Annotated in this window: 13 protein-coding genes and 1 pseudogene; 13 read left to right on the top strand and 1 reads right to left on the bottom strand. The window is 42.5% G+C overall.

Going from position 1 to position 21,876, the window contains the following annotated elements; translation table 11 throughout:
• Positions 1-429 precede the first annotated feature (429 nt).
• The 3 genes from DXB43_RS07915 to DXB43_RS07925 all read left to right on the top strand — a co-directional run bounded on the left by DXB43_RS07915 (position 430) and on the right by DXB43_RS07925 (position 4,132).
• Positions 430-2,379, top strand: a complete 1,950-nt coding sequence (locus DXB43_RS07915; RefSeq protein WP_117947287.1) for a bifunctional metallophosphatase/5'-nucleotidase — start codon at positions 430-432, stop codon at positions 2,377-2,379.
• 61 nt (positions 2,380-2,440) lie between these two features.
• Positions 2,441-3,379 carry a phosphoribosylformylglycinamidine cyclo-ligase gene (gene purM / locus DXB43_RS07920; RefSeq protein WP_117947288.1) on the top strand — a complete coding sequence of 313 codons (939 nt, stop codon included), beginning with the start codon at positions 2,441-2,443 and terminating at the stop codon, positions 3,377-3,379.
• 21 nt (positions 3,380-3,400) lie between these two features.
• Positions 3,401-4,132 (top strand): hypothetical protein, encoded by a 732-nt coding sequence (locus tag DXB43_RS07925; protein ID WP_117698888.1) that lies wholly within the window; start codon positions 3,401-3,403, stop codon positions 4,130-4,132.
• 30 nt (positions 4,133-4,162) lie between these two features.
• On the opposite strand, the gene DXB43_RS07930 is transcribed toward DXB43_RS07925, so the two are convergent.
• Positions 4,163-4,753, bottom strand: a complete 591-nt coding sequence (locus tag DXB43_RS07930; RefSeq protein WP_022242853.1) for a hypothetical protein — start codon at positions 4,751-4,753, stop codon at positions 4,163-4,165.
• A 234-nt stretch (positions 4,754-4,987) separates the two neighbouring features.
• Here DXB43_RS07930 and DXB43_RS07935 point away from each other — a divergent pair, with 234 nt between their 5' ends.
• The 10 genes and pseudogenes from DXB43_RS07935 to DXB43_RS07980 all read left to right on the top strand — a co-directional run bounded on the left by DXB43_RS07935 (position 4,988) and on the right by DXB43_RS07980 (position 21,760).
• On the top strand, positions 4,988-5,677 hold the full coding sequence (locus DXB43_RS07935) for a response regulator transcription factor (RefSeq protein ID WP_022242854.1): 690 nt from the start codon (positions 4,988-4,990) through the stop codon (positions 5,675-5,677).
• Between the two features lie 15 nt (positions 5,678-5,692).
• Positions 5,693-8,077 (top strand): HAMP domain-containing sensor histidine kinase, encoded by a 2,385-nt coding sequence (locus DXB43_RS07940; protein WP_117947289.1) that lies wholly within the window; start codon positions 5,693-5,695, stop codon positions 8,075-8,077.
• A 176-nt stretch (positions 8,078-8,253) separates the two neighbouring features.
• A complete protein-coding gene (locus DXB43_RS07945) occupies positions 8,254-10,539 on the top strand; it encodes a hydratase (RefSeq protein WP_022242856.1) in 2,286 nt (761 codons plus the stop codon).
• 26 nt (positions 10,540-10,565) lie between these two features.
• On the top strand, positions 10,566-11,900 hold the full coding sequence (locus tag DXB43_RS07950) for an AI-2E family transporter (RefSeq protein ID WP_242997863.1): 1,335 nt from the start codon (positions 10,566-10,568) through the stop codon (positions 11,898-11,900).
• 344 nt (positions 11,901-12,244) lie between these two features.
• The gene (locus DXB43_RS07955; RefSeq protein WP_117947291.1) at positions 12,245-14,689 is read left to right on the top strand and encodes a tetratricopeptide repeat protein; all 2,445 of its coding nucleotides are present in this window, start codon (positions 12,245-12,247) and stop codon (positions 14,687-14,689) included.
• A 27-nt stretch (positions 14,690-14,716) separates the two neighbouring features.
• Positions 14,717-16,624, top strand: coding sequence for a 1,4-alpha-glucan branching protein GlgB (gene glgB, locus DXB43_RS07960; RefSeq protein WP_117947292.1), 1,908 nt, complete (start codon positions 14,717-14,719; stop codon positions 16,622-16,624).
• A gap of 246 nt (positions 16,625-16,870) precedes the next feature.
• Positions 16,871-18,760 carry an oxidoreductase gene (locus tag DXB43_RS07965; RefSeq protein WP_199534948.1) on the top strand — a complete coding sequence of 630 codons (1,890 nt, stop codon included), beginning with the start codon at positions 16,871-16,873 and terminating at the stop codon, positions 18,758-18,760.
• A gap of 38 nt (positions 18,761-18,798) precedes the next feature.
• A pseudogene (locus DXB43_RS15455) lies at positions 18,799-20,178 on the top strand (PTS transporter subunit EIIC).
• A gap of 135 nt (positions 20,179-20,313) precedes the next feature.
• A complete protein-coding gene (locus DXB43_RS07975; protein WP_147326046.1) occupies positions 20,314-21,171 on the top strand; it encodes a MurR/RpiR family transcriptional regulator in 858 nt (285 codons plus the stop codon).
• A gap of 88 nt (positions 21,172-21,259) precedes the next feature.
• A complete protein-coding gene (locus DXB43_RS07980; protein WP_117947293.1) occupies positions 21,260-21,760 on the top strand; it encodes a PTS sugar transporter subunit IIA in 501 nt (166 codons plus the stop codon).
• The last annotated feature ends 116 nt before the right edge of the window (positions 21,761-21,876 follow it).

Here is a 21,876-nt window from a genome sequence, read left to right on the forward strand (position 1 = left end):
CTTATAGCGTCCTGTCTTTCCAATGTTTGACAGTATACTTCCGGCGGTTCGTCTGCATACGGATACCATTTATGCAGTCTGTTAGGGACTCTTAGAATTTCGACAGCAACCGGCAACGCTGGCGCAGGGACGTGCCAGCGAGGCGCAACTGAACATGGATGTGAATTTGCGTCGGTTGCCGCAAAATATAGATTGTATATCGAAATTCTTAGAGTCCCTTGCAGACATAATGTTGGTATCCGTAGCAGACGGACAGTCGGAAGTATCCGGTCAAAGCAACCGGAAAGACAAAACGGCAGAAAGCAAAAATGTCTGAAAGAAGCAGGCGTATTCTGCTTAAAAGAAAATCTAATGGATAAATCCAGAAAACAAAATTACAATACTCTAAAAATTTCTTTCGCATCTAAAATAGAAAAAAAGGAGAATAATATGAGGGGACAAAAAATAAGAGCAAAGCTACAAGCACTATTACTGGCAGCATGTATGGGGGTATGCAGTCTGCAGGTAACAACAGCATCCGCAGCAGAAGAAAAGCCGAAGTCGGTGGATATCGTATTTACCCATGATACCCATTCCCATTTGAACAGCTTCCGTACGGTAGTAGATGGAGAAAATGTGGAAGCAGGCGGATTTGCACGAATCAAAACAGTCATTGATGAGAAGAAGGAAGAAAATCCGGATACGCTGGTGGTAGACGGTGGAGATTTTTCCATGGGAACACTGTTCCAGACAGTTTATGAAGAAGAGGCATCTGAGCTTCGGATGTTAGGCTATCTTGGCTATGATGCAACGACCTTTGGAAACCATGAATTTGATTATCGAAGCAAAGGCTTAGCGCAGATGCTTGATATAGCGGCAGCCAGCGGTGATGTAGTGCCGTCCCTGCTGGTCTGTAACGTTGACTGGTCAGAGATGAATGATGAGAGACAGCTTTTAAAAGATGCCTTTGATCATTATGGTGTAAAGGATTATGAAGTCATCGAGAAGGGCGGTGTAAAAATCGCATTGCTTGGAGTATTTGGCAAGGATTCCCTTTCCTGTGCACCAACCTGCGCGCTTGAGTTTAAAGATCCAATTGAGGCGGTGAGGGAGACTGTGGCAGCCATAAAGGAAAAAGAAGATGTGGATATGATTGTCTGCCTCTCCCACAGTGGAACCAGTGAAGACCCAAAGAAATCCGAGGATGAACTTCTTGCAAAGGCAGTGCCGGAGCTGGATGTTATCATCAGCGGACATACCCATACCACATTGGAAGAGCCGATTATACAGGGAAATACTGCGATTGTTTCTGCCGGAGAGTATGGAATTAATGTTGGAACCATGCATTTAGCACAGAATAAGGAAGGACGCTGGGAGGTAGAAGATTATAAGCTTATTCCAATCCGGCCGGATATAGAGGCAGATGAAGCAGCCCAGGAGAAGATAGATACTTTCGAAGCCAATATTGATGAAGTATATTTAAAACAGTTTGGATATACTGCATCGGAAGTATTATGTGAGAATGAATATGAATTTGCATCTGTAGATGATTTGTATGAGGAACATACGGAGCACAATCTGGGGGATCTCATGGCGGATGCTTATATTTATGGGGCAACCCATACGAAGGATTATGACGGCGAAGAAATTGATGTGGCAGTCGTTCCAAGCGGAACTGTCCGTGATACCTATGTGCCGGGGGATGTTACGGTAACAGATGTCTTTAACTCCTTTTCCCTTGGAATCGGGGCAGATGGCGTGCCGGGTTACCCGCTGATTAAGGTATACCTGACCGGAAAAGAATTAAAAACGGTAGCAGAGATTGATGCTTCCATTTCCGATTATATGACAACAGCAAGACTTTACTGCTCCGGACTGAATATGACCTATAATCCGAACCGTCTGATACTAAACCGGGTAACAGATGTATATCTGACGAAGGATGATAAGAGAGAAGAAATTGAAGATGACAAATTATACTGCGTCGTAGCTGACCTTTACAGCGGCCAGATGCTTAGTGCAGTAACGGATATGTCATATGGACTGCTTTCCATTGTGCCAAAGAATGCAGATGGAAGTAAAGTAGAAGATTTTGAAGACTGCATTATTTATGATGGTGACCAGGAATTAAAGGCATGGGTATCCATTGCCCGCTATATGGAATCCTTTGAAGAAGGAGAAAATGGTATTGCAGAGATGCCGGAATATTATAACGGACTTCATGACCGCAAGGTGGTAGATGATGATAAGAGCCTTGGCGCAAGACTGAAAAATCCGAATAAATATGCAGCAATGATTGTGGGAGTTGTTCTTGTGGTACTCCTTGTTCTGATTTTCATAATTGTATTGATTGTCAAGGTCATACGCCGCATCCGCAGAAGAAAATTGAAAAAAAGTTAACACATGAGTGGAAGTGTGGTATGCTATAGAACAGATGAAAAAAGTTTGGAGTAGTTAGAGAGTGCGAGATAAGTTTGACTTAAAAGAATTGACAAATGAAATACCTTTGGGAGAGTTCTTAAAATATGATGAGCCGATTCTGGTATCAAGAACTAATGCGGTAAGTGGAAAATTGCTGCTGGCTTCGGAAATGTCGAGATTTAACACGGTAGGTTATGATTGTGCAGCTGTCTGTATCAATGATATGTATGCCATGGGAGCAAAACCGCTTCTTTTTTATGACAATATTTCCTGTGCCCGTCCCAAGTTTGAATATATCCGGGACATGGAAGAGGGTATGGAAAATGGCTGCCGGCAGGGAAATGTGACTTATGCCGGAAGTGAAATTAAGGAGCTTTCCGATATTTTCTCCTATGACCAGTATGATCTGGTTGGCTTTATTGCCGGAGTTGTAGAGAAAAAGAAGAAAATAGGAATAGCACCGGTGAAAGCTGGAGATGTTATTATTGGACTTCCATCCAATGGACTTCATAATAACGGCTATGTGGCAGCCAGGAGAAAATTATATCTGACGAAGACTTCTATGGAAATCTATTATGAATCATTGGGTTCTACGTTAGGAGATCTGCTTCTGGCACCGACCCGTATGTACCGGGATGCCATGGAAGCATTGCTTCAGAGTGAGATAGAAATCAAATCCTGCGTACAGGTGGCTCATGGAGGTATTGATAAGGCAGTACATACTCTGATGCATAATGCTGCCGGTGCAGTGATAAAGCAGCGGGAAGAAGATATTCCACCACTTTACGATATGCTGCATAAAGATGGTAATATCAGCAAAGAGCAGATGAGAAATATTTTTAATATGGGAATTGGAATGCTGATACTGGTGGCAGAAGAAGATACAGACCGGGTGGTAGAACTGTTAGAAGCAGCGGGAGAAGAACCGGTGGAATTAGGTCTTGCAGAGACAGGCTCGGACATTGTACGATATATATAGCCAAGGTGAAGGGAGAATATCATGAGTACACAGGACAAACTGGAGAGGGTATTACGGGATATACATGTATTAATATCCAGAAGTGAACTTTATGACAATACCGGTGAGAAGATTATTGTTGAGAAGAAGAAAATGTTTGAATATCTCAATCATCTGAATGCCTGTATTTACGAGATGATGGATGAATATGAAGTGACGCAGCAGAGCAGGGACAAGGCAGAACGGGAGGCACGCAAAAAAGGCGATGCCATGATTTTTAAAGCAAGCCGGAATGCTGAAGATGTCTATGCAGCCGCTGTGTTGTATACCGATGATGCCCTTCAGCGGGTACAGCATATTATGCAGGATACAACAGATGCCCTTCAGGATATTCTGAAGAAGGCCCAGGATGATATGAAGACCCAGAAGGTGGTTATCCGGGAGAACCAGTCAGAGCTTAAGAGCCAGCTTCAGGATATGGTAGATACCGAAAAGTATCTGAAATTAATCGAAGAACGTAACCACGAACTGGAAAAGGAACGTGAAAAAGAGAAGAAAGAGCCGAGGGAAGAAAAGAAATCCTCATATCAGGCAATCAAGCCGGAAATCCGGATTAATCCGGAATACTTTAAGAAAGCCGGAATTCCTTTAGAGGATGAAGAACCGGAGGAAGATGCGGCCGAAGGAAAGAAAGAGATTCCGGAAGTTACGGTGGATCTGGATGCAGAGTACTTCAAGTGGAAAGCAAAAGAAAAAGATAACAAAAAGAAATAGAACTACGTAAACCAAATTGCAGGAAGGACTTTAGAGAAGTTCCTCCCTGCAATTTTTTAATTTGTCATATGTGGCAAGAATATCCACATTTCCTTTTTCCAATTGTTTTTTAATAATCTCAATATAGATGACGCCTTTGTTTATTAATTTTTCATCACCGCTGTTGATGCAGGATTCCAGATAAGCAAAGAGTGGATTCTGAGTTTCGCAGTTGGCGGCAAGTTCAGCGAGTACTTCTTTGCTGGTAGATAACTCTACCAGATTAATTGGCTCGGTCTGGATAATAAACCCGCCGGATAATTCCTCCGAATAGAAGGTATCGTCTTCTTTGGCAGTATGAATAAAAGGAAGCAGGCTGGATTTACGCAGGGTGCTGACCTGATGCAGATTGGCAAGTTCTCGTATCATGCGGTAGAGAATGAAACCGGCAGCAATTCCATAGAGAATGAGAAAATACATCTCACTGGTGAGCACCGCAAGCTTCCGGTAACCGATAATGCCAATGACAATCAGGGCAAGCAGGCAGGCACAGGGGCGGAACCACAGGCTGCTGATTAATGCTTTCCGGAAGGAGGATAAATCTTTTTCCTTTAAAGGAATAAAGGTATAATGCTTCTTCATAAACAATCCTTTCAAAAATAATCAATCATAAAACAGATATTTTCACAACAAAATGCTATGAAAGATACGAATTTAATATAGTATAACACAATTTTAAATGTTTTTTAAGAAAAGTACGCTTTTCCTATTAAGAAAAATCTGATACGCTATAGATAATTATGAGGTAGTTTATGTGTTCGCAGTATGAAGTATTCAAAAATCAGTAAAGATAGAGCATGAGGACAGGAGGACGAAATGAATATACTGGTATGTGATGATGATAAAGAAATTGTAGAAGCAATCGAGATTTACTTGCAACAGGAAGGCTATCATGTCTTGAAAGCATATGATGGAGAACAGGCACTGGATATGCTTAAGAAAAATGAGGTGCATCTTTTGATTATTGATGTCATGATGCCGAAACTGGATGGTATCCGGGCAACTTTAAAGATTCGGGAGGAAAGCAGCATTCCAATTATTATTTTATCAGCAAAATCCGAGGATTCTGATAAAATCTTAGGACTTAACATCGGTGCTGATGATTATGTGACCAAGCCATTTAACCCGCTGGAACTGGTAGCAAGAGTAAAATCACAGCTTCGCCGTTATACCCAGCTTGGCAATGTCAGCGAAAGCAATGAGACAGTATATCAGGTTGGCGGTCTTATGATTAATGATGATTTGAAAGAAGTCACCGTGGATGGTGAATTAGTGAAGCTTACTCCGATTGAATATAATATTCTTCTGCTTCTGGTAAAGAATCAGGGTAAAGTATTTTCTATTGAACAAATTTATGAAAATATCTGGAATGAAGATGCAATTGGTGCAGATAACACCGTTGCTGTTCATATCCGTCATATCCGTGAAAAGATTGAAATTAATCCGAAGGAGCCAAGATACTTAAAAGTAGTATGGGGCGTTGGATATAAAGTTGAGAAGAATTAACGAAGGAAAGCAAATATGAAGAACAGACACTATGGAAATGTATGGAAAAATACCATTATTCTCCTGCAGTTACTGTTTTCTGTCCTGCTGCTGATGTCCGTCTTTATGGTAGCGGCATTAAACGGAAAGCACATGATAGACATGGATAATCTGACGAATCAGAGCTATGTGGATTCCAGTTACTACAGCTATGTCTATGAGCAGAAGGTAACGGAACTGACTAATTTCTTAATGACCCGGAAAAATTTTGAGACCAACGGGGAATACGATTCAGAGAAACCGGTCAATGTTATCAAATACGCAAGAAGCGGCATTATCCGTAACGATACAGAAGAAAGCTATACCATGACACTGGTGAGGAATGGTGCTTCAGCATACTGGATGTATGATGACAGCAGTATCTCCGGCACAGAAGAATATGACGGGGAAAATGACAAGGCACAGTTTGAAAATTATACCTTAAGTGACCTGGTGGCATGGTCGAAGGAAGGATATGTGCAGTATGCCGATAAAATCGAGGAAAAATACCTGCCACAGAGCGGTATTTCCATTGCCCAGGGCATACAGGAGGGCAGGCTTACGGAAGAGGAAGGCCAGGAGCTGTATCAGGCACTGGCAAAGACCTTGGATCGTATCGGCCAGGAAGAAACTGCCTACCGGAAAGCACTGAATGAATTTGATGATTCTGAGACGAATTTATCTTATGTCTTTATTGAAAATGAGCAGGTTATCTACACAAATATGTTAGAGGATACGGAAGAAGATATTACCTCTTATGTATTCGGAGACAAAGCACATAACCTTTTGGATTACGGAAAAGAAAAGGGAAGCTATCTCTACTGTAATGATAAAGATTTGAAATTCCGCAGCAATGTAAAGGGAATGGAAGATTATTATTACAAATACATTGATGGAACCATGTCCGGCATAGGAAATAATGCAGTCTTTCTGGTGGCAGTAGATACCACATTCCCAAATGAAGATGGATTTACAATAGCAAAATCGGAATTTATGACGCTGCATCCCTGGGGCATGATTTCGATTGTAACCATTGTGGTAAGTCTTTTGGGCTGGATTGTAACACTGGTTTATCTGACTCTTGCAGCAGGACGTAATCATAAGGATGATAAGATTCATTTAAACTGGATTGACCATATTAAGACGGAATTTTTCTTTTTGATATTTATTGTATTTTCTGTGCTGATATTGGTTTTAAGCTTTTCTGCGGCATCCTATGAGTGGGATATTCCGGGAATGCTTGTGGTAGTAGGAGTGATTTCCTTTATCTATGACGGCGTGTTCCAGATTTTCTATACCAGTGTTATAAGGCGTATGAAAGCCGGCGTGTTCTGGGAATACAGCTTTACCAACTGGGTATATGTCAGCACTTTGCGAGTACTTGGAACATGGAAAGCATCGGTGCGTGTCATTGTTACCTTTGTATTTAATGCGTTGTTATTTTTGTTTTTGGCGTATCAGTTCTTTACAAGAAGACATTTGTTAGGTGGAATTCTTCTGGCACTTCAGATTATTGTTATCGGTGTAATCTATCTCCGGGATGTAGTACAGAAGCAGGAAATCATGAAGGGAATCAGACAGATTACGGAAGGAGATTTATCCTATAAGATTCCGTTAGAGAATCTTCACAGCGACAGCAAAAAGCTGGCAGAGGCAGTAAACAGCATTGGAGACAGCCTGCATCTTGTGGTGGAAGAGAATACCAAAAACGAGCGTATGAAGGCAGACTTAATCACCAATGTATCCCATGATATCAAGACACCGCTGACTTCTATTTTGAATTATGTAAACCTCATGAAAATGGAGAAGCCGGAAAGTGAGCGGATGCAGAATTATCTGAATGTACTGGAAGAAAAATCCCAGCGGTTAAGGCAGCTTACAGAAGATCTGGTAGAGGCATCGCGAATCAGCTCTGGAAATATAACACTTCAGATGACAAGAATTAATTTTGTGGAACTGATTTACCAGACTGCAGGTGAATTTAATGAGAAGTTTGAAACGAAGGACTTGACTACGATTACAAAGCTGCCGAAGGAATCCGTTGTCATTATGGCGGACGGCAGACGAATCTGGCGCGTGGTAGAGAATCTTTATAACAACGTGGCAAAATATGCCATGGCACACACCAGAGTCTATGTGACCATGGAGACATCAGAGCAGAAGGTAATCTTCTCTATTAAAAATATTTCCGAGCAGCCACTGCATGGAAGTGCGGCAGAGCTGACGGAGCGTTTTGCAAGAGGAGACGAATCCAGAACCACGGAAGGAAGCGGACTGGGACTTTCCATTGCCCAGAATCTTACCACGATTATGGGCGGAACCTTTGAAGTAACTCTGGACGGTGATTTATTCTCTGTTACCATTACCTTTCCGCTGGCATAATAAGGAACCTTGCAAACCGTGGGGAATCCTTGAAAAGGGTTGATTTTTAACAGACGTTTCTTTATAATAACGAATTAGAAAAAGAGTATCGGCGGTGGCTTTTTCCCCGCCGATTTCTTCCTATATAGGAAGAGGTATAAAATAGTAATCAGTTCAGAAAACAGGAGGAAACATTCATGAAGTTACATGAGACAGGGGCATATCTCGTAAACGGATGTACCGTAGTAGAAGACAATAGCGAAGCATCCGCAGCTATTGCATCCATGACAGGCACTGCGGTAAGCAAAGAAGAAGCAGCAAAAAATACCATTGCATACGGTATTTTAAAGGACCACAACACATCTGGCAGCATGGAGAAGCTGAAAATCAAATTTGATAAGCTGACTTCCCATGACATTACATATGTTGGAATTATCCAGACAGCCAGAGCATCCGGACTGGAAAAGTTTCCAATTCCTTATGTACTGACCAACTGTCATAACAGCCTTTGTGCAGTAGGTGGAACCATCAACGAAGATGACCACATGTTTGGACTGACCTGTGCAAAGAAATACGGCGGAATCTATGTACCACCTCATCAGGCAGTTATTCACCAGTTTGCCCGTGAAATGCTTGCAGGCGGCGGAAAAATGATTCTTGGTTCTGATTCCCATACCCGTTACGGAGCACTGGGAACCATGGCAATGGGCGAAGGTGGACCGGAGCTTGTAAAACAGCTTTTAGAGCAGACTTATGATATCAATATGCCGGGCGTTGTAGCCGTATATTTAACCGGAGAACCGGTAAAAGGCGTTGGGCCGCAGGATATCGCACTGGCAATCATCGGTGAAGTATTTGCCAATGGCTATGTAAAGAATAAAGTAATGGAATTCGTAGGACCTGGTGTTGCAAACTTAAGCGTAGATTACCGTATCGGCGTAGACGTAATGACCACAGAGACTACCTGTCTTTCCTCTATCTGGGCAACTGATGAGAAAGTGAAAGAATTCTATGACATTCACGGAAGAGTAGAAGAATACAAAGAATTAAATCCGGGACAGGTTGCTTACTATGATGGCATGATTGAAATTGACTTAAGCACCATCCGTCCAATGATTGCAATGCCATTCCACCCAAGCAATACCTATACCATTGAAGAACTGAATGCAAACCTTATGGACATCTTGGATGACTGCGAGAAGAAAGCACAGGTAAGCTTCAATGGAGCAGTAGACTTAAATCTTAAGGATAAAGTCCGCAATGGAAAACTATATGTAGACCAGGGAATCATCGCAGGCTGTGCCGGTGGTGGATTTGAAAATATCTGTGATGCAGCAGACATCTTAGCGGGAAGCAGCATCGGACCGGATGAATTTACCCTAAGCGTATATCCGGCAAGTACCCCGATTTACATGGAACTGGTGAAAAACGGAGCTGTAGCGAAATTAATGGAGACAGGAGCAATCGTTAAGACTGCATTCTGCGGACCATGTTTCGGCGCAGGAGATACACCTGCTAACAATGCATTCTCCATCCGTCACTCTACCAGAAACTTCCCGAATCGTGAAGGTTCCAAGGTACAGAACGGCCAGATTGCATCCGTAGCATTGATGGATGCCCGTTCTATTGCAGCAACCGCAGCAAACAAGGGATATTTAACCGCAGCAACTGATGTGGATGTAAACTTCAGCAAGCCGAAATATTTCTTTGATAAGACCATATATGAGAACCGTGTCTTTGACAGCCATGGTGTAGCAGATCCATCTGTAGAAATCCAGATGGGACCAAACATCAAAGACTGGCCAAAGATGGTAGCATTAACCGATAACCTCATCTTAAAGGTAGTATCCGAGATTCATGATCCGGTAACTACAACCGATGAGCTGATTCCTTCCGGAGAGACATCTTCTTACCGTTCTAACCCGCTGGGACTGGCAGAGTTCACACTTTCCAGAAAAGACCCTGCATACGTTGGACGTGCGAAAGAAGTACAGAAGGCAGAAGCGGCAAGAGAAGCAGGCGAAGAGCCATACGCAGTGCTGCCGGAATTAAAGGCAGCTGTAGATGCAATCCGTACACAGTTCCCGGATATCAATGAAGAGAATACCGGAATCGGAAGTACCATTTTTGCAGTAAAACCAGGCGACGGTTCTGCCCGTGAGCAGGCAGCATCCTGCCAGAAAGTATTAGGCGGCTGGGCAAACATTGCCAACGAATATGCAACCAAGCGTTATCGTTCCAACCTGATTAACTGGGGTATGCTTCCATTTATCATCAAAGAAGGAGAACTGCCATTTGCCAACGGAGACTATCTCTTTGTACCGGAAATCCGCAAAGCAGTAGAAGAGAAAGCTCCGGAAGTAAAAGCGTATGCCGTAAAAGACGGACAGTTAACCGAGTTCTCATTAACCTTGGGTGACCTTACTGACGAGGAGAGAGAGATTATCCGTAAAGGATGCCTCATTAACTATAACCGGAAATAAAATTCCGGAAAAAGAAGGAGAACGGAATGGAAGAAGATAAGAAAAAGAGCGGGAAAACAGAACATGGGATGCGCTGGTACATCAGCCTTGCAGTGCTGGTATTTGTACTGTTCTGCTGCTGCACAATGTTTTTCTTTATGATATACCGGTACAATGGTGTCTCAAAGGGCTGGGACACTATAATGAGGGTATTACAGCCGATTACCTTCGGACTTGTGATTGCATACCTCATTAATCCAATTATGAAATTCTTTGAAAAGCATTTGCTGCATTTCTTAGAACCAAGAGTGCAGAAAGAGAAGAAGTGCAGGAAGATTGCAAGGAGTATTGCAACCGGTGGAGCGGTAGTTGTCTTTGTATTAATTGTAATCCTGCTGTTTGCCATGATGATTCCGCAGTTAATCAGCAGTATTTCTGGAATGGTAAATTCCCTGCCAAAGCAGGTGGATTCATTTATTGACTGGTTCAATGGACTGACAAATTCAGATAATGAAATCATACAGTCCTTAGAAACGAACATGATGGATATGGTAACGTACCTTGAAAACTGGGTAAAGGAGTCTTTCCTGCCAAACATCCAGACCTACATTACATCCATTACCAGTGGTGTAATCAATATGGTTAAGGTGCTGATGAATGCAATCATCGGACTTATCGTATCCGTTTATGTGCTGATGACGAAGGAGAAATTTATCGGTCAGTCCAAAAAGATTGTATATGCCATTTTCAAACCGGTGCGGGGCAATGTAATTATTGACACATTCCGGAAGAGCAATGAAATATTCGGTGGATTTATTTCCGGTAAATTATTGGATTCCGCCATTATCGGCGTATTATGTTATATCTGTCTTCTGATTATGAAGATGCCATATACCCTGCTGGTTTCCGTATTCGTGGGATTGACCAACATTATTCCGTTTTTTGGCCCTTTTATCGGAGCAATACCGAGCGTTATTATCATCGCACTGGCAGATCCGATTAAGGGAATCTATTTCCTGATATTTATATTTATTTTGCAGCAGGTAGATGGAAATATTATCGGACCGAAGATTTTAGGAGATTCCACCGGACTGAATTCCTTCTGGGTGGTATTTGCCATCATGGTAGGCGGCGGACTCTTTGGAATCGGCGGAATGATACTGGGCGTTCCGACCTTTGCGGTCATCTATTATATTATCGATAAGACCGTGGATTATTGTCTGCGGAAACGAAAACTGCCGGAGGATACGGATGAGTATATCCGCCTGGAAAAAGTCGATGAAAAGACCAATGAAATCGTACATCTGGAGGGGCCGGTAGAGGAAGCCTCTGAGAAAAAGGAACTTCATATTCCATCCTTAAAGAAAAAAGAGAAAAAGTAAATTCTGGTAAGGAAATAAATAATCCGGAGAATCATAGCAGATAAAATGTTATGATTCTTCGGATTTTTTACTTTATAGGAAATTGCTTTCCTGTAAAGTAAAAAACGCTCCGCAAGGCTGAGCACTGCGGCGTATAAGGTAGATGTCGCAAGCGACCGCCGCAGGCGCGAGAATGTGCAAGGCACATTCTTTTTTAAACATGAAAAAGTCCGTCGTGCCGGTTCGATTATTTTTGACAGAAGGCACCCCTTATGGTACACTTAAAACAATAATTGGGGTCAGTATACCCTGACGAAAAAAGATGAATTTAAGTTTACTTGAAATAGATATTGAGGTGACATATTTTGGATAAATATGAATACAAATTAAAACTAGATGAAATAAAAAATCTGATGGCGAAGAAGCAGTATACAGAAGCTGCTGAAATTGCTGACAGTATCAACTGGCGAAAGGTCCGTAATGTCAACGCACTGATGAAAGCCGGAGATATTTATGCACAGATTGGTCGTTATGATGAAGCAAAAGAGATCCTTCTGATGGCATATGACCGTTCTCCTATCGGACGAATGATTATCTATAAGCTGGCAGAGATTGCCATTAAAACCAAGGAATTTGATGAAGCACAGGAATATTATGATGAGTTTGTAGAGATTGCACCCCATGATAATTTGAAATATATTCTCCGTTATGAGATGAATAAAGCAAAGGGTGCAGGACTGGATGTTTTAATTCAGATTCTCGAAGAATTAAAGGAACAGGAATATACCGAGAAATGGGCATTTGAATTGGCATATTTATATCATCAGGCGGGACGCAGCGAAGAATGTATCAATGCCTGTGATGAACTGATTCTCTGGTTTGGCGATGGTCCATATGTAGAGAAAGCACTGGAATTAAAGATGCTTTATCAGCCATTAAACCGGGCACAGGAGGACAAGTACCGCCAGTTTAAACAGCGTAAGGACGGAATCGTGGAAGTGCGGCCGGAGGATTATCTGGAATCCGGTGAGATTATCAAGGAGCCAGTACAGATTAAACCGGTAACCACCAATGCAGAGAAGTTTAATACGGTAAACCTGCAGGAAGAATTAGCCCGCAGCATGCAGCAGATTATGAATGCCACAGAGAAGGAAGAAGTGGCAGATACCATGCAGGGCATCAAGAAAATTGTAGAAGAGATTCCTTATTTACAGCTCCCACAGGATGAAGAAGCACAGAAAGAGCGTTTTGCGGATATCCCAACCGATGAAGAAATCGATGGCTCCCTGAAAATTAATTTCCAGGAGATGTTAGGCGAAGATTATGATGGTCAGATGCGTATGGTAGTCCCGGAGAAGAGTGCATTAGAAGCACAGATTACCGGACAGATGAGCATACAGGATATTTTAGAGGAGTGGGAGAAGACCAAGCGTGCCGCAGAGAAAGCATTACAGGAAGCGGAGCAGCAGAAGTTAGAATCTGCCAAGGCAAAGGCATTAGCAGAAGCCGGAGATATCATGGAACGTCTTGCAGATGTAATTCCGCAGCTGGATGCAGGACTTACCTCCAAAGAATTATTAGAAAAAGAATACTTAGGCAAGCTGCCGGAGGAAGAAGCCGGACAGCTTGTTGCCAATATGAATGATATTTTGCAGCAGCAGATTGATTCTATCAGCCAGGCAAATGCGAAAATCGATGAATTCCTAGCTGCCGGTGTACCGGGACAAAACGGAGAGCTGGCTGTAGATGCAGCAGATGCGATGGAGATTCCGGAAGGAGAAGGTATTGCAGTTGCCGATGAAGAAGAACCGGCTGGCACAGAAGAAATGACAGAACTTTCTCCGGAAGAAGAACTCCCAGAGATTGCACTGCCGGACGATATAGCAGAAGAAGTGGCAGCAACAGAAGCAGAGGAAGTATCCGATGCTGCAGAAGAAGTCTTACCGAATATACAGTTAGAACCGGAAGCTGAGACAGAGGATGCAAAGCCGGAGGAGAAACTTCCGGAGATTGCAGAGCCGGATTTAGATGAGGATAACATCGGAGAGAGAAAACCGATTACCCATCTTTCCAAGGAACAGAAAGCTATCTTTACTTATTTTGTTCCGGTATCCGGAATGGAGCCGCAGATTTGTCAGGCAATGGAAGGATCCATTGAACATTTAGAAAAGGGAATTAAAGGTGGCAACATCCTGATTCAGGGAGCAAGAGGAAGCGGTAAGACCGTACTTGCCACCGCACTGGTGAAGGCAATCCAGAATGAAATCGGAAAGCCGGGCAAGCGTGTCGGAAAGATAGATGCCGTTTCATTAAATCAGAAAAATATCCCGGAGCTTTTAAAGAAAGTTGCCGGTGGATGTCTTATTATAGAAAAAATCGGAGGAATCAGCCGGGAGACAGCTGTGAAATTATCACTGGCATTAGAAGCGGATGACACCGGAATCCTTGTAATCGCGGAAGATACCAGAGAGGGTATCACCAAAGCAATGGGACGGGATGAATCTTTTGCAAAAAGATTTACCGAGAAGATTACACTTCCGATATTTACCAGTGATGAGCTGGTATCCTTTGCAAAATCGTATGCCCACGAACTGACCTATGAAATAGATGAGATGGCAGTTCTTGCTCTATACAACAGAATTAGTAACATTCAACGCTTAGACAGAGCGACCACACTGACCGAGGTGAAAGAAATCGTGGACGAAGCAATTGCCAATTCCGAGAAATTCAGCATTAAGAAGGTATTTTTCTCAAAGAAATACAAAGATGATGATTATGTCATCCTTCATGAAAAGGATTTCGAAGAATAGGAAAGAAAGAAATGAGGTGTAGTATAAATGGGGAACTTCACAGAACTGGATATGTATTTATTTGGCCAGGCAACACACTATGACATTTATAAGAAACTGGGAGCTCATCCGGCAGAGATAAGGAAGAAAAAGGGGATTCTTTTCGATGTCTGGGCACCACATGCTGCAGAAGTCTATGTCATTGGAACTTTTAATGACTGGGATGAGACAGCAAATCCGATGCGGCGGTTAGAGCCGTCAGGAATTGGAATTTATGAAACATTTATTCCAAAGGCAAAATTAGGAGACCTATACAAATATCTGATTATCACACCAGATGGACGGAAATTGTATAAAGCCGATCCATACGCCAATTATGCAGAGGTACGCCCGGGAACAGCTTCCCGTATTGCTGATATTGAGCATTTCAAATGGACAGATGATAAGTGGATGGACAAACGGAAACAGACAGAAGATGTCTATGCAGAGCCGATGGCAATTTACGAGGTACATCTGGGTTCCTGGATGCGCCATCCGGGAAGAGAAGATGAGGGATTCTATTCCTACCGTGAAATGGCAGAAGCACTGACAAAATATGTTAAAGGCATGGGATATTCCCATGTAGAATTAATGGGAATTTCCGAATATCCATACGATGGTTCCTGGGGCTATCAGGTAACCGGCTACTATGCACCAACTTCACGGTATGGAACGCCGGAGGATTTTGTTTATCTGGTAAACTACCTGCATAAGCATGGCATTGGCGTTATCTTAGACTGGGTACCGGCACATTTCCCGAAGGATGCCCACGGACTGGCTGATTTTGACGGCTGCCCGTTATATGAATATTCTGACCCACGGATGGGTGAACATCCGGAGTGGGGTACTAAGATTTTTGATTATGGCAAATCCGAAGTAAAGAACTTCTTAATCGGAAGTGCCTTAATGTGGATTGAACATTATCACATTGACGGACTCCGTGTAGATGCGGTGGCATCCATGTTATATCTTGACTATGGCAAGAAAGACGGACAGTGGATTGCCAATAAATATGGTGAGAACAAGAACTTAGAAGCCATCGAATTCTTCCGCCATATCAATACCTTAATCACCGGAAGAAATCACGGTACTGTCATGATTGCAGAGGAATCTACCGCCTGGCCGATGGTAACCGGACCGGCAGACAAGGGTGGATTGAATTTCACATACAAATGGAATATGGGATGGATGCATGATTTCCTGGATTATATGTCTTTAGACCCGTATTTCCGTAAAAATAATCATCACAAGATGACTTTCGCCATGAGCTATAACAGCTCTGAAAAATACATACTGGTGCTGTCTCATGATGAGGTTGTGCATCTGAAGAAATCCATGTGGGAGAAGATGCCAGGTGATGAGGAAGACAAGTTCCGCAATTTAAAGAGCGCATACTCCTTTATGATGGGACATCCGGGTAAGAAGCTTCTCTTTATGGGACAGGATTTCGGACAGCTTCGTGAATGGAGTGAAGAACGGGAATTAGACTGGTATCTTATGGAAGAACCACGTCACAGACAGATGAATGAATACTTCCGTGAACTGCTCCATATTTACCGCAAATATCCGGCAATGTATGAGCAGGATAGCGACTGGAACGGTTTCGAGTGGATTAATGCAGATGATGCAGACAGAAGCATCTACAGCTTTGTCCGCAAGAGCAAGAATGGCAAGAACTCACTTCTCTTTGTCTGTAACATGACTCCGGTAGCCAGAGATGATTACCGTGTGGGTGTACCGAAGAAAGGCACCTATCACCTTCTGCTGAACAGCAATGAAGAGCGTTTCGGCGGAACAGAAGCAGATAAGAGCAGACCGGCAAGCTATAAGGCGGTGAAGTCGGAATGTGATGGAAGAGAATATTCCATTTCCTATCCGCTGCCACCGTTTGGCGTCGCAGTATTCCGGGTAATGTAGGAAGCAAAGAATAATAAGAAAACAAAGCAGCACGTTAGCCAGGTTGGTTAACGTGCTTTTTTGACTTAAAAAACAAAAAAAACAAAAAGTGAAGCCCTAAATTATAAAAAGATAATAAATTTCATAAATAAATGATGAAAAATAGAGATTGTGAAAAATATTTTCCAGTTGTTTTCAGTGGCTTGTTTCTGCGGTTTAAGTGCCTTAAGATGAAGGTAAATAAAATACAGCAGAAAGGAGAAGAACGTGTATAATCATTTATTTCAGCCAATTTCTATTAATGGAATGATATTAAAAAATAGAATTGTGGCAACACCGACAGGTGATGATTTTGAAGAAAAAGCATTGGGCGGTGCAGCACTTGTAATTGCGGGACATGCAATAGTAGAACCGGGACGTTCCAGTTTTGCAAGTCCGGAAGAACCGTATCCATTTGCCAAGTATGAAAGAGAAGCCACCAGAAAGAAAGTGTTGAAGATTCACAAAGGCGGAGCGAAAGCTTCTATCGAAATCTTTCACGCAGGACAGGATGCAAGAACGGTGGATTATGCGAAAGGACCGTCTGGATTTATCCGCCCGGATGGAGTGGAAGTAAAGGAAATGGATGAAGCGTTGATGGAAGAAACGTTGCAGTGGTATGCCGAGACCGCAGCAAGTGCAAGAAAAATTGGTTTCGATTCCATTTTTCTTCACTTCGGACATGGCTGGCTTCCGGCACAGTTCCTTTCCCCACATTACAATCACCGGACAGATTCCTACGGCGGAAGCATCGAAAACCGCAGCCGTTTTCCACTTCGGATATTAGAAACCGTCCGGAAAGCAGTTGGAAAAGATTATCCGATTGATATGCGTGTCAGTGCCTATGAATGGATTGAAGATTCCATAAGCTTTGAGGATGTGATGTACTTCCTGAAGCAGGCAGAGCAGTATGTGGATACCGTTCAGATTTCATCTGGAATTGATAAAGTGTTTGAAGCAAATGTGCATTGCATCACAACCAATCTGGAAGAAGAAATGCCGAATCTCAAATGGGCAAAAATTGCAAAACAGGAGCTTAAGATTCCGGTTTCTGTGGTCAGCGCCGTTATGACGCCGGAAATGGCAGATGAAATTATTGCAAAGGGTTATGTGGATATGGTGGCATTTGGAAGAACACTTCTGGCTGATCCATACTGGCCGAAGAAAGCATTGGAGGGGCATCCGGAAGACATTGTTCCGTGTCTCAGATGCTCCAACTGTTATCACATTTCCACAGACCACTGGAATGTAGGCTGCTCCGTAAATCCAAGATATCACAATGAGGAATTTGTTCCATCGGGACTGGATTTGCCGGAAGTAAAAGAGAAAAAGCATGTGGTAATCGTTGGCGGAGGACCGGCAGGCATGAAAGCTGCTATGACAGCATATGACCGGGGACATCAGGTTACATTACTGGAAAAGGAAAGTGAACTGGGCGGCATGCTTCGTTTCATTGAAAAGGAAGCACACAAGGAAGAAATTAAGCGGCTGTTAAATTACTATCGGACTCAGATGGCAAAAAGAAAGATAGAGGTTCGTCTGAACACAGAAGCAACACCGGAGTCTATAAAAGAGCTTCAGCCGGATTCATTGATAGTTGCCCTTGGTGCCGTAGAGAGGATTCTTCCGATTCCGGGAATTGACGGTTCCAAGGTACAGCTTGCAACAAAAGCAATTGCATATCCGGAACAGCTAGGACAGGAGATAGTAATCCTCGGTGGAGGAAGTATTGGATGCGAGATAGGATTGGAACTTGCCGAGCAGGGAAAGAATGTTTCCATTCTGGAACTGACCGATACACTGGCAGCAAATGCCAACTCTTTATACCGGGAAGCATTACGTCAAAAGTTTTTGCAGTATGAGAATCTTCACAGCCTGTTAAAATGCGGTTGCAGCAGAATCGAAGAAGATGTTGTTGTTTATAAGGATGAAAAGGGAGAAGAGAAGAGTATTTCCTATGACAACCTGATTCTTTCTACCGGACTTTCGGCACAGAAAAAGCTTGTAGAAGCATTTTACGGAATTTGTAAAGATACCATAGCAATTGGGGACTGTATCAGTCCATCGAACATTATGAATGCAAATTTTGAAGGGTTTGCAGCAGGATTAAATATATAAGAAAAATGTGAATTACACAAAAGAAAGGGGTAATACGAATGAAAGACTACTCAGAATTAATTCAGGCGGTTATCGCCGGCGTGGGTGGCACAGATAATATTGAAAGTTGTATTCACTGTGCAACAAGACTCCGTTTTACATTAAAGGATGGAGCAAAATTTGATCAGGCTTCCTTAAAGAAAGTAAAAGGTGTACTGGGAACCTTAATCGGCTCCGGATATTATCAGGTATTAATCGGACCAAATGTAGGTGATGTTTATGCACAGCTTGCAGAAGTTCCGGCACTGAAATCCAAATTAAAAGCAGAAAATCCAGCAGAAGCTGTGGATGAAGGGAAGAAGAAAGTCGGACTTTTAGACAGATTTACAAAAATGATGTCCGATGTATATGCACCGTATATTCCGATTCTGGCAACCGGTGGTATCGCATCCGGATTAATTGGATTACTGGCAAACTTTGGCGTAGTAGACAGCACAGGTCTTACTTACCAGACCTTTTATTCTATTTTTTATTCGCTGATTTATTTCTTCCCGATTCTGTTGGCATTTACAGCAGGAAAGCATTTTAAATGTAATCCTTATGTAGCCGTAACACTGGGTGCATCCATTATGTATCCTGGCGTAGCAGACCTTCTGGTAACCGGTGAGAAAGCTTCCTTATTGGGAATTAACTTTACCGCATATAATTTCAGCGGTTCCTTTATCCCGATTTTACTGGCAATATTCTGCATGAGTTATTTTGAAAAATGGCTGAAAAAGATTTTGCCACAGGTAGTGCAGTTTATCCTTGTTCCATTCTTATGTTTGATTGTATTTGTTCCACTTAGCATTCTTGTATTTTGACCGCTGGGCGGACTTGTTGCAAACGGAATTAATGCCGTATACGGTGTAGTAAGCGCAAGCAAGATTCTTGTAGGCATTGTATTTGGTGGATTATTCTCCTTGGTAATCCTTCTTGGTATGCACTGGGCAGTTACTCCGATTCTCCTTGGAATTATGGCAGAGCAGGGCTTTGAGCCGGCGCTGGCAGCAGGTGGAATGGGTAACTACGCAGCACTTGGAATCTGCCTTGCAGTGGCAGTATTTGCAAAAAATGCAGGAGACAAGACAACTGCAGGTTCAGCAGCATTTACCAATGCACTTTGCGGTATTACAGAGCCTGGACTTTACGGTATCATTTTAAGAAGCAAATGGTTGCTTGGAACAATGATTGTTTCCGGTGCAGCAGCAGGATTAGTTCTTGGAATCGGCGGTGTTGCAGCAACAAACTTCTCCTTTTCAGGACTGCTTGCTTTCAGTGGCTGGTTTGGATGTGTCAACTTCCCGATGTACTGCGTAGGAATTATCGTATCCATTGTTTTGGGATTCGGAATTACAGCATTCCTGCTTAAGAGCGGTAAAGTAAAAGAATATGACTAGAATATAATTGATGCGGGGAACCCGCAAAGCATATTCCTGGTAATTTACAATATCTTCCCTTTTTTTCCGGTGGATTCTCTGCTAAAATAAATGTAAAATTATTTGGCAAAGGCTGCCGGAAGAAAGGGAAATGCTATGATTATAGAAAAACTGATGAAGCAGGCAGACTTTACAGATGTTGAAAAAAGTATTGCGGCTTATTTGATGAAAAATGGGTTTGATGTAAAGAATATGTCCATTCAGTCCTTGGCACGTGCGACTTTTTCGTCGCCGTCTACTATTACAAGATTTTGTAGAAAGCTGGGACTGGATGGATATAAAAAATTTCAGATTCTGTTTTATTCAGAATATGAAGCATTTGCAAATCAGGGCGTAGTAGATGCAAACTATCCTTTTTCAGGGAATGACTCTTTTGAACAGATAGCAAGGAAACTTGCAAAATTAAATAAGGAGACTATAAGAAAAACAGTGTCTGGATTTGATTATAACCAGCTGCACCGCATTGTACAGCGGATGAGCAGAGCTGATATGATTAATGTTTTCAGTGTGGGTACATCTGCTACCGTAGCACTGGAATTTCAACAGAAAATGCTGCGTTTTGGTAAAATAGTAAACTTGACGATGAGTTCCTGTTTCCTGCCGGGCTATGCGCTGACAGCAACGGAGCACACCATCAATCTTGCAATTTCCCAGTCCGGCGAAAACCGGGATGTGGTAGAAAGCTTAAAGCTTTTGAAAAAGAATAAACGATACTGCGTAGGAATTACGGCAACTCCGGACAGCTCCGTGGCGAAAATGTGTCAGGAAGTCATTCTGGTGGACATCCAGGAGCAGGGCTCTTATGAAGAGAAAATAGATACGTTTGCGGTATATAGCGCATTCCATTTTATATTGGATTGCATGTTTTCATTTTTGTATCAGCTTGATTATGAAAGCAATGAAAAGGAGACAAAGGAAAAGGCGTATTTCATAAAAGAAAGCAAAGAGCAGTAGAAAGACAAGGATGTTGTCTATAGTTATGTAAACCAACCAGGCTTGGCAGCATAGAAGTGAAAAAAGAAAAGAAAGGCGGGAAATAGAGATGTTTTCCATTTTTAAAAATAAAGAAAATTCTGCAGAAGAGAACCAGACACCGGTTCTGAAAGCATATCTGTCGGGAAAAGTAATTCCGATTGAAGAAGTAAAGGATGAGGTATTTTCCTCAAAGGCGTTAGGTGCTGGACTGGCAATTGAGCCGGAAGGAAATATTGTTACCGCTCCATGTGCCGCAACAGTATCCTTATTAATGGATGATTCCAGACATGCGGTTGGATTAACCTTATCAAACGGAGCAGAAGTCCTGATTCATGAAGGAATCGATACCGTAAATATGCAGGGCGATGGTTTCCGCTACTTTGTAAAACAGGGACAGAAAGTAAAAGCGGGAGACAAGCTCTTAGAATTTGACCCGGAGAAAATCAAAGTCCAGGGATATGAGAAAACCTGCATTCTGGTATTTACCAACGGAGATGAGTACCCGGATATGAAGCTTCATACCGGAATGGATGCAGTACAGAGCGAGACTGTAATCGTAGAATTTTAAGATTGGAACTTCCATAAAAAAATAAAAGACACAGAAACTTCACAAATTTCCTTAGGAAAACTAAGGTATAACTAAAGTTCGTTTCCTATACTGTGTACAGAAACAAAGAAGAGCAC

It is taken from the genome of Roseburia sp. OM04-10BH, assembly GCF_003462605.1.
Classification (GTDB): domain Bacteria; phylum Bacillota; class Clostridia; order Lachnospirales; family Lachnospiraceae; genus Roseburia_C; species Roseburia_C amylophila.